The sequence below is a fragment of the Paraburkholderia sediminicola genome, assembly GCF_046026895.1.
GTDB lineage: Bacteria > Pseudomonadota > Gammaproteobacteria > Burkholderiales > Burkholderiaceae > Paraburkholderia > Paraburkholderia sediminicola_C.
This window is the reverse complement of sequence record NZ_JAQQEU010000282.1, coordinates 1-508: the sequence shown is the minus strand read 5'-3', so window position 1 is coordinate 508 and position 508 is coordinate 1. Positions and strand designations below refer to the sequence as shown.

Below are 508 nucleotides of genomic sequence, written 5' to 3'. Positions count from 1 at the left end.
ATGGCCGGCCACAAGGAAGTCCTGGGACTGTGGATCGCCCAGACCGAGGGGGCCAAGTTCTGGCTGCAGGTGGTCACTGAGCTGAAGACGCGCGGCGTGCAGGACATCTTTATCGCCTGCGTCGACGGGCTTAAAGGCTTTCCTGAAGCCATTGAAGCGGTCTACCCAAAAGCGGCCGTGCAACTGTGCATCGTGCATATGGTGCGCAACAGTCTGAACTTCGTGCCGTGGAAAATGCAGCAGGAAGTCGCCGCCGACCTGAAGACGATTTACACTTCATCGACCGTCGAACTGGCCGAACAGATGCTGGGCGCCTTCGAGGCCAGGTGGGACAAGGACTATCCGTCCATCGGACAGAGCTGGCGACGCAACTGGGCACGTGTGATTCCGTTCTTCGATTACCCACCGGAGATCAGGAAGGTGATTTACACCACGAATGCCATAGAATCGATCAACATGAGCCTGCGCAAGGTGATCAAGACCCGCAGCTCGTTCCCGACCGATGAGG

The 508-nt window shown here is 57.9% G+C and carries 1 protein-coding gene; it reads left to right on the top strand.

The genetic code is table 11. From position 1 onward, the window contains the following. Positions 1-508: IS256 family transposase (locus tag PQR02_RS40770; protein WP_408243445.1), on the top strand; the 508-nt coding region annotated here is incomplete at both ends.